Annotated in this window: 10 protein-coding genes and 1 pseudogene; 9 read left to right on the top strand and 2 right to left on the bottom strand. The window is 36.8% G+C overall.

Annotated features, from left to right (window positions below):
• Positions 1–2,471, bottom strand: a pseudogene (locus tag BUE24_RS21595) (FG-GAP repeat protein); the annotation flags it as partial.
• Between the two features lie 169 nt (positions 2,472–2,640).
• Between BUE24_RS21595 and BUE24_RS21590 the strand changes: the two are divergent.
• The 8 genes from BUE24_RS21590 (at position 2,641) to BUE24_RS21555 (ending at position 8,362) form a co-directional block, all read left to right on the top strand.
• Positions 2,641–3,060, top strand: a complete 420-nt coding sequence (locus BUE24_RS21590; RefSeq protein WP_073321164.1) for a hypothetical protein — start codon at positions 2,641–2,643, stop codon at positions 3,058–3,060.
• A gap of 57 nt (positions 3,061–3,117) precedes the next feature.
• Positions 3,118–3,468 (top strand): zinc-ribbon domain-containing protein, encoded by a 351-nt coding sequence (locus tag BUE24_RS21585; RefSeq protein ID WP_073321142.1) that lies wholly within the window; start codon positions 3,118–3,120, stop codon positions 3,466–3,468.
• Between the two features lie 32 nt (positions 3,469–3,500).
• Entirely contained in the window at positions 3,501–4,184 is a 684-nt protein-coding gene (locus BUE24_RS21580; RefSeq protein WP_073321140.1) for a Lipl32 family lipoprotein, read from the top strand.
• Positions 4,185–4,280: 96 nt separating this feature from the next.
• The gene (locus BUE24_RS21575) at positions 4,281–4,481 is read left to right on the top strand and encodes a hypothetical protein (RefSeq protein ID WP_073321138.1); all 201 of its coding nucleotides are present in this window, start codon (positions 4,281–4,283) and stop codon (positions 4,479–4,481) included.
• Positions 4,482–4,501: 20 nt separating this feature from the next.
• Positions 4,502–5,269, top strand: coding sequence for a hypothetical protein (locus BUE24_RS21570; protein ID WP_073321136.1), 768 nt, complete (start codon positions 4,502–4,504; stop codon positions 5,267–5,269).
• 19 nt (positions 5,270–5,288) lie between these two features.
• On the top strand, positions 5,289–6,329 hold the full coding sequence (locus BUE24_RS21565) for an SPFH domain-containing protein (protein ID WP_073321134.1): 1,041 nt from the start codon (positions 5,289–5,291) through the stop codon (positions 6,327–6,329).
• A 32-nt stretch (positions 6,330–6,361) separates the two neighbouring features.
• On the top strand, positions 6,362–7,441 hold the full coding sequence (locus BUE24_RS21560) for a DUF6620 family protein (protein ID WP_073321132.1): 1,080 nt from the start codon (positions 6,362–6,364) through the stop codon (positions 7,439–7,441).
• Between the two features lie 237 nt (positions 7,442–7,678).
• Positions 7,679–8,362: a Lipl32 family lipoprotein gene (locus BUE24_RS21555; RefSeq protein WP_073321129.1), complete on the top strand. Its 684-nt coding sequence runs from the start codon at positions 7,679–7,681 to the stop codon at positions 8,360–8,362.
• A gap of 63 nt (positions 8,363–8,425) precedes the next feature.
• Here the strand turns inward: BUE24_RS21555 and BUE24_RS21550 are convergent, their stop codons facing one another.
• Positions 8,426–8,914 (bottom strand): YkgJ family cysteine cluster protein, encoded by a 489-nt coding sequence (locus tag BUE24_RS21550; protein ID WP_073321126.1) that lies wholly within the window; start codon positions 8,912–8,914, stop codon positions 8,426–8,428.
• 38 nt (positions 8,915–8,952) lie between these two features.
• Here BUE24_RS21550 and BUE24_RS21545 point away from each other — a divergent pair, with 38 nt between their 5' ends.
• Positions 8,953–9,669, top strand: coding sequence for a class I SAM-dependent methyltransferase (locus tag BUE24_RS21545; protein WP_073321123.1), 717 nt, complete (start codon positions 8,953–8,955; stop codon positions 9,667–9,669).
• The last annotated feature ends 91 nt before the right edge of the window (positions 9,670–9,760 follow it).

Genomic DNA, 9,760 nt, shown 5'->3' with positions numbered 1-9,760 from the left:
GCCACAACAGGAGAGCTACTACAGTTATCTGCCTCGTCAGTTACTACCGTAATATCGGGTGCTGGTGTACTACACTGAGCGTTAATCGGTAATGGATTGCTCGCTGTGGGATCAATGGTATCATCAACAATTATGGTTTGAGTAACGGTAATACTATTTCCCGCACCATCGGTTACATTATAGGTTCGGGTAATCACCTCTGGATTGCTGTTCCCATCACTGACATCACTTACAAAGGCTACTATCGGGGTACCACAGTTATCTGCCTCGTCGGTTACTACCGTAATATCTGGTGCTGGCACACTACATTGAGCACTAATCGGTAATGGGTTACTCGCTGTGGGGTCAATGGTATCATCAACAGTTATGGTTTGGGTAACGGTAATGCTATTTCCTGCGCCATCGGTTACACTATAGGTTCTGGTAATCACTTCCGGGTTGCTGTTCCCATCGCTTACATCACTTACAAAAGCTACAACCGGAGGTACTCCACTATTATCCACCTCGTCAGTTACTACCGTAATATCAGGTGCTGGAGCACTACACTGTTCATTAATCGGTAATGGATTACTCGCTGTAGGAGGTTCTGTATCTCCTGTGGACAAGGTAATAACATTATCAATATGATAAATTTGCCCTTGGTTCCCTACCTCATCTTCCAGGAATAGATATACATCATAAGTAGTGCCCGATGCTAATGATGAGATTATTTCTGAAACATCAGTATTTGCTGTATTCATTAAAAAGTTTCCACTTTCAGTGGCTCCGGTTCCGTTTAAAATATCATCATGATCGGGGCTACCAGAAAAGTTACCAGGGTAAATTGCGTAATGAATGGTTCCCGTTTCCGGTCCGTTAACCACAAGGGTAAAACCAACTGTAGTTTCGTTTATGGCCTGTGGATATCCAGTATTTAAAGGCTCTGCAAAATGATCCCCTCCAAAAATCACATAGGCTTCTCCTGTATTTCCTGTACTGCCAATAGGTGTTTCACCTGGACTACCCACAATGAAATCAGCAATTCCATCTCCATTAATATCACCACCACCACTCGCAGGTCTTCCAATATTAGATGTCCTAAATCCAGGAATAACAAATCCATTTGTCCCATTAAGAGTACTTTCATTTATAGGATTTGGGAACCCAGTTGTACTACCAAAAATTACATATGCATCACGATCCGAACCTGAACCTGAACTCCCATAAAGAGAAACAAAATCATTAATCCCATCCTGATTTATATCCCCTATTGAAGCAGAGGTCAAGCTTCCCGGTAAAATAAAACCGTAAGTTCCGTCCTGAACATTACTCAAAGGGATATTGGCAGGAAAAGGATCTGTTTGTACTTTACCATAAATAGCAGCTGTCTCTGCAAAAAAATCATCAATCCCGTCATTATTAATATCTCCTAAACTACCAGTAAATGCTAAAAAACCACCCCCTGTATGGTCGATTGTAAATACTTCTGTAATTGGTGATGTCTCCAAGTCTACCTGAGCACCGAAGGAACTTCTACCATAAAGTAAGTGAGTACGTTCTAGTTGAGTTCCAAAGCCACTTGACCAATCTCCGACAATAATATCATTAATACCATCGTCATTAATGTCTCCTGCTCCTCCTACCAAAAATCCAGGTATTGTTGAATTAGAATACCTATTAATTCCGAAACCATTAGTTCCATCTAACCAAGATGCATTTATCGTATTGGGGAAATTTGATGATCTTCCGAAGATGACCCACACAGCTCTAGAGAAATTTGCCCTACTTAGAGCAAAATCAGGAATACCATCTGCATTGATATCTCCTAAAGCAGCAACTTCATTAGCAGTATTCGCCCCTTGGATCAAAAAACCATTTGTTCCATCCGCATAATTGATATTAAACGTTGCTGGGAATGCTGTTGTTTGTCCATAAATTACCATAGTGTCCCCAGAACTTACAATAACCAAATCATCAATTCCATCCCCATTAATATCTCCGACACCTTCTACTGAATTACCCATTCGTGTACTCCCAGCCACCCCTTCAACCGCAAAACCATTGGATCCATTTAAGGTAGTGATATCAAAAGATGCTGGAAACCCTGTATTTCCCCCAAAAATAATATATGCTGCACCGGCAAGGTTTAATCCGTTAATATCTGCATTGTTTACTCCTAATGCGATATCTTCAAAACCATCGTCATTGATATCTCCTATAAATTTGGTCTCTGCTCCAAACTGGGATCCAGGATCAATACCTGGTATTCTAAATCCATTTGCTCCATTGAGGGTTGTTACATCAAAATTTGCCGGATACAACTGTTGAGCAAAACCAGTTACACCGATAAAGTAACATATGATACTAAATAAATAAAATGATATTTTATTGTTTCTTATTGTATTCCCCATAATTACCAAATTGTCAGCTTCAAAATTACGTTTCGGTCTACTCCTATTTATCACTAGAAACCGGGAATTACTAATATCCATATCCCCCTGTTTTCAGGGGAGCTATTTTTACCAGAAAGGGTGTTTTTCTGGAGAGCAATCTATCTCATCTTTGTAATGTGATTCTGAAGTAACAAAACGAAGTCTATTTAAGATTTCAACTTTAATGAATACACAAAAAATAATCACTAACCCTTTAAATAGATATATTATGACTTGGGGAATTACATTAATCTTATTGAGTATTATTGCAGTACCTTCTTTATTACTTGCAAAAAAGCCTAACGCTAAAGAATTATTAGAAAAAATTGAACCTTATCAAGGATGGATAGGTTTGGTCTTCTGCTTCTGGGGAGTATGGGGAATCATCTCTGCTGTTTTAAACATTGGATGGCTGACTACACACCCTATTTGGTGGATTACTTTATTGGCTGGAAACGTAGTTGAAGCTATTTTAGGTTTCATGCTAGGTTTTGGACTCATCAATAAATTTTTCTTATCAAAAAACGAAGCAGCAAAAGAAAAAGCTGTACGTCTAAGAGAGAAATTAGCTCCTAAACAAGGAAAGCTTGGAGTTCTAGGACTTATTGTAGGAGCTTGGATGATCGTAGCTTCTTTCTTATTCATCTAATCATCCCTTATTACAACCACATTATACTGGTAAAGACAACTAATTAATCTTAATACTATGATCATATTTGGAACAAGTTCTTCGACCATAGCTCCACAAAAACTGGATAACGGAATTTGTCCGCATTGTGGAACTCAAAACAATATGTGGGTGCAGGGATACAAAAAATATGTCCATGTATTTTGGATACCATTTTTCCCGATAGGAAAAAAAGTATACACAGTCTGTGGCCATTGTAAAGGAGCTTTTGAAAAAAGAGAAATTCAAAATCAGGAACTCCTAAACAGTTTTGAAGATTTCAAAAAGAACAAAATCAAAACGCCATGGTATCACTTTATTGGACTTATACTTTTAGCCTTTGCTATAGTATTTGTAAGCATCATGCCGTACCTAGCAAACAACAACTAATCAATTATTAATTAATATTTTAAATTTTAAAAATGAAAACAAAAATTTTAATTGTTCTAGCACTTCTTGCTTTTGGAAGCAACGTTACAACTCAGGCTCAAAAATTAAAAAAATTCGGTAGTTCTGTAGAAAAGAAAATAGGACCAAAAACCATCAAAGTACCTTATACCGATGTTGTTTCCTATTTAGGATACGCAGCACCAGGAAATGAGGATGAAGTAAAAGATGGAAAGAAATTTTACTATATCTATGTATGGATTCCTGCTGTAGCTCCAGAACTAGGAGTAAGAATGATGTCTCCTGTTGGAAAAACAAAAGTAAAAGGAGCTACTTTATCTCAAGCGTATCAGGATAATGCTGGTTCTAAAGACTATTTTGATACTTATGTTACTTTAGAAAGATCAGATATTATCAGTAAAGATAACATCAGCGAAGACGCTGTAAAAAGTGCAAACTGGGTAACGCTAGAACGTAATGATGATAGTAGTGAAATGCCAAAGCAACCAAGCGGAAGCAGCTACAACTCTTTATTAAGATATAAAAGTCAAGCTAGCGATCCATTAAAAGCACTTACTGTAGGACTATACAGAATTGGTTTTACAACGTATAAGACTGGAGAAGTAAAAGGAACTTTTCTAGCGCAGGTAGCTGCCCCCATCAAGTTACCTGGTGTAGTGATGGCGAAAACAATTGCTGATCTAAAGAAGGGGTTATAATACCATTTGGAATATGATCAATTGATCCTACTAGCCCTTATGTTTTACTTGGTAACATAAGGGCTATACATTTTAATTCACTTCAAAAAGGTAGAGATGCAAAAAAAGAACAACAAAAAATCCAAAGAAGAAAAAAGTCTATTGGATGACATCCTTGCCAATGCCGTCTCTTCGACCAAAAAATACGAAGAAACAGATGCTGGTCTTGAAACCAAAAAATGTAAAAGCTGTGGAGCGGCAAGACCTGAGGACACAGATCTTCAATATTGTGATTTCTGTGGGAATCCATTCTATTAATCCTTAATTCAAATAGTATAATGTCTTTTAGTGATACACAACATAGATGGGATAGTTTTCTCAAAAAAATTGAAGAACGGTTTCTAGAAATACTCAAAAAAACCGAAGCTGTCTTGCCCATGTTATTTGAAGCAACAGATTTCGAAACAACTACTTTCAGTAATGCATGGCAAGGAATTTACTCCCAAGCCAACGACCTTATTTACAAAATAGATGATACCTGGCAGGAGAAAGTTGAAGGTGCATTTTTAGATATCGGTGTGGATTTTGGTTCAGCAGCTTTCAATAAAGAACGGGACAAAGCCTTTTCTCTTAGATTCCAATTAGAACAGCAATTAAAATCATACGAAGTAAAAGTTTTTTCGGAAGCCGCAAAAACATTACTAAAAGAAGTTAAAGACATTTTATCCAAAGATTTTTGTTGCACACAATGCCAAGCCAAACTTTCAGTAAAAGATAATTTTTTTAGATCCTATTATAGCACCTGTTCATATTGCCAAACTGTAAATACATTCGAACCAGGGACAAAAGCCAGAAACATCGAACATTTTGCTGTTCACGCCTTAGGAGAAGAAGCTGGCCTAACACATTACCTGCACTATGAATATTTGAAATTTCAAAATTATCTACAAGACTCAGAGATCTATAACAACGAAGAGTTAGCCATACATTATCAAAAATATGTAGAAGCTTACCTAAAAAGACGCATAGAAATTATCCCCGATTATAAAGACAGATACGAGAAAGATCTAAAAGCCAAAACAGCTTTTTTAACGAACTACGAGTAATCCATAAAAGAAAAAAGATATGTCAAATTCATTTAGTAATCAACTTCGTTCGGTAATCGAATGGCATCACCCAAAGCCAGAAACTCTTTTTGAAAAATGGACCGAAAATGGCGACGAAATTAAGAACGCATCAAAACTCATTGTAGGTCCGGGACAAGGATGTCTTTTTGTATATGAAGGGGAAGTAAAAGGCTTTTTTGAAAAAGAAGGTCTTTACGATCTTAAAACAGGTAATATTCCATTTTGGACCACGATCAAAAGCATTATGTATAAATTTGAGTCTGCTCACAAAGTCGGTATCTTCTTTTACCGTAAAGCAGAAATGCAAAATATACGATGGGGGACTCCCTCGCCAATAACCTATAAAGATCCTGTTTATAATTTTCCTGTAGGACTAGGCGCCTTCGGAAACTTTTCTTTCCGGATCACAAAACCTGTTAACTTTTTTACAAATGTCATCGCCGGAGATGATTATTACCCGGTCAAAGCGATACAAAAAGTAATACTTTCCAGAATTACACAACCCATTAGTGATTTTCTCGCCAATGCATCTTTCAGCTATATAGAAATTGACAAACATCGCAATGAAATAGCATCCTTCTCAAAGAATTCCAGTATTCAGATTTTTGATGATTTGGGATTCGAATTACTTGATTTTAGAATAGAAGGCACCAGTTTTGACGAAGAAACCAGGACAAGAATTGGTAGAATCGCAGATATGAGTGCAGAAGCTCAAGCGATGAAAGAACTTGGTGTTAGTTATCAGGATTACCAACAACTCGAAGCCTTGAAAAATATGGCAAAAAATGAAGGCAATGGTAACCTTGGTATGCAAATGGGAGCCGGACTCGGAATGGGTCAAATGCTAGGCAACATGATGAACAATCAAACCAATCAAGGGCAAACTTCTTCACCTCAACCCCCCCCCTCTAACCAAAATACTTCTTCAGAAGATGATCTCATGCAAAAACTTGAAAAGCTAAAGAAAATGTTTGATGCAGGATTAATCGATGAGCAAGAGTACAAACAGAAAAAACAGGAAATATTATCTCAATTATAAAAACAAAAATCAATCATTAAAAATTAAATATTATGAGTACAGTGAATGAATTATACCAAAATGTAACTGGAAAAAATAAAGACGAATATCGAGATTATTTAATGGTACTAGACCGTATGGACTGGCATGACTATGATTATACTACATGGCCATGCGCAGATCTATCTTTTCAGGACCTTGATGCAGACGAGAATCATGATATTTGGCCATACAAACCCAATTTAGGTGAGCCTCATTGGGTAGATCTCAACAACCAATTTCCGGTTGGTATTAGAAGATATGGATATGTACATAAATTGGAAATGCCTGAACAAGTACGTGAACTTTCTCATGATGATGCTACGAGTATTCTTAATGAAATTAAAGATATTAAAGATGATAATCTGGAAGAGTTTAACGATCAAATTCAAGAATACGGATTCTCTAATGAACAACACTTTTTGTGGGGAATAGCCCTACTCGATGATGCACAGGAAAAAGCCTATGATGCGGCAGATGATTTTTTAAAGGAACAGAAAGCGAAATTAGACGCCCAAATGGATTCGCATATCGAAGCTGCAGAAGCCGGAGGGTTATTGGACCCTATTTCTGGAATTGATATGGAAACCTGGGCAGCTGCCAATGCTAAAATTGCAGGAGGTATGGATCTTGAAGAAGTTTTACAGATTATTGGAACCGAAAAACCCATTTGGGATCAAGTATCCGCGGAGTGGAATACGAGAATGTCTCAAGACACTACATTTGCTATATCTAAAGTATACGGAGATGCTTTTGTAAATTCGAATATAGGAAAGTTTGCCTCTCAAGAAACTAATCAGGGATCTCAAGCCAATACTACTAGCAGTGGTAATAGTTTGACTAATGTTATGGAAGATTTTGAGCTGTATATAAAAATTATGTGTCATCAAAATATGGGGGCTGCACAAGGAAAAGATGCTGCTTCTATTTTACAGGAGTATGGGCTTACGGTAACAGACTGGAGTTCTGTTGGCGCTCACTGGAGTCCTAAAATGGCAACAGATACTCGTATGGCATTAAAAATGGGAGAACTTATGGAAAAATACAATGCCGAGTTTGCAGGAGCCAAAGCAGGGGACGATATCGATTTCTAAAAGAGCTATTGTTGTTGTATAGATGACTCGAAATTTATCTGATTATATTAAAACACTACAATTTAACAAGATAAGATCGGGTCATCTTGTTTTTTAATTGGTAATAATATATTAATCAACAAATGATATTATTTCCTACATAAAAACTCAGATTTGTCTATATTTAGTGTTGTTAATTACTTATATCATGTAGGTGTCTCTAACCAATTATTAATAAACATAACTAAATCAACTATTATGAAAACAAAAATCTTAATTTTATTAAGTGCGTTTGCCCTAGTTTTTTCTACAACAGTTCAGGCTCAAAAATTAAAAAAGTTTGGAGGTCTTACGGAAAAGAAGATCGGTCCTAAAACAATTAAAGTACCCTATACTGATGTAGTATCCTACTTGGGGTATGCAGCTCCAGGTAACGAAGACGAGGTAAAAGAAGGGAAAAAATTCTACTATATCTATGTTTGGATTCCTGCTGTAGCTCCAGAACTCGGTGTTAGAATGATGTCTCCTGTAGGTAAAACTAAAGTAAAAGGAGCAACTGCTTCTTCTTCATACACAGAAAACGCAGGATCGAACGATTTTTTTGATACTTACATTACTTTAGAACGATCTGATATTACTAGTAAAGATAAAATTACCGCAGATGCTATTAAAGCAGCTAACTGGATTACATTAGCCAAAAATGACGACAGTAGTGAAATGCCTAAACAACCCAGTGGAAGTAGTTACAACTCGCTTTTAAGATACAAAAGTGAAGCTAGCGATCCCTTAAAAGCATTAACTGTTGGTCTATACAGAATCGGATTTACTACTTACAAGACTGGTGAAGTAAAAGGTACATTCTTGGCGCAAGTTGCCGCTCCTATTAAACTACCTGGAGTAATAATGGCAAAAAACATAGAAGATCTTAATAATCCAGACTAACAAATAAAAAGACACACTTACAAATTAATCCTATACCTTAAATAAGGTGTAGGGTTTTTTGTATTACAACATAGCTTTCATCTTTTCCACTATGTTGTACGCCGCAGGACAAATCCCTACATTCTTTAAGGTCAAATTCGAGATTTGCTGAAATTTCTTACGATCAGTATGAGGGTATTCTCTGCAGGCTTTTGGTCGTACCTCATAAATCGAACAATAGTTATCTGCACCCAAAAACGTACAGGGTACTTCTTGCAATACCAAATCTCCATCTTCATCTCTTCTTAGGTACGTTTCTTCAAACTTTTGCGGTTTCATTCTAAAAAACTTAGCGATGCGCTCCACATCTCTGTCTGTAAACAAAGGACCAGTAGTCTTACAGCAATTAGCACATTCTAAACAATCGGTACGCTCAAACTCTTCTTCATGTAACACCTGCATTGTTTCATCCAATTTCTTGGGTGGTTTTTTTTTGAGTTTTGCAAAGAACTTTTTGTTTTCGTTATGTTTATCTTTGGCCAGTTTTGGTAATTGATCTATGAATTCTTGCATAAGGCAAAATTACAATTTACCTTTTATCCTATACCATTATGAGCAAAGATATCTTTGGAGCAGCGATTAGAGATTACTACAATCAGAATTATTCTGAAGATATCACCGTCCACGCTTCGGATTTTGACGACGATTATATTCCTGTTCCCTATTTGTTCAGAACGTATCCCGATATGCCCAAAATAGAACAAGTAGCATTGGATTTTGCCTATGGTAAAGTATTGGATGTGGGATGTGGAGCAGGTAGCCATAGTCTTTACCTTCAGGAAGAAAAAAGACTAAACGTTACGGGTATCGATATTTCTGAAGGGGCTATTGAAATTGCTCAAAAAAGAGGGTTACAACAAGCAAAGGTTCAGGATATCTTCACATTAAAAGACAAAACCTACGACACCCTACTTTTTTTGATGAATGGTAGTGGCATCATTGGTCGTTTGGATCAGATCGATCGCTTTTTTGTTCACCTCAAAACACTTCTGACTCCTAACGGACAAGTACTCATCGACTCTTCTGACATTTCCTATTTATTTACCGATGAAGATGGTGGTTTTTGGGTAGATCCTACAGCAGCTTACTATGGTGAGATGTGTTACAAGATGACCTACAAAGCATTAACTACAGACTGGTTTGATTGGTTATACATTGATTATAACACCCTACAAAATGCTGCAAATGCACATGGCTTTTTGTGCGAATTGTTAGTCGAAGGGGAAAATAACGACTATTTAGCCAAGTTTACCTTATTGAATGCCTAACATGGTATAGTCTTTGTGACGATTTATGTTTTTGTCACATGATCTGGATTATAACGTTTTTTAAAACATAATCTACATCTATCATCAAGGT

Origin of the sequence: Aquimarina spongiae (assembly GCF_900141785.1) — a bacterium.
Lineage (GTDB): Bacteria > Bacteroidota > Bacteroidia > Flavobacteriales > Flavobacteriaceae > Aquimarina > Aquimarina spongiae.
The sequence above is the reverse complement of the archived record's forward strand: the minus strand, read 5'-3'. Positions and strand labels throughout refer to the sequence as shown.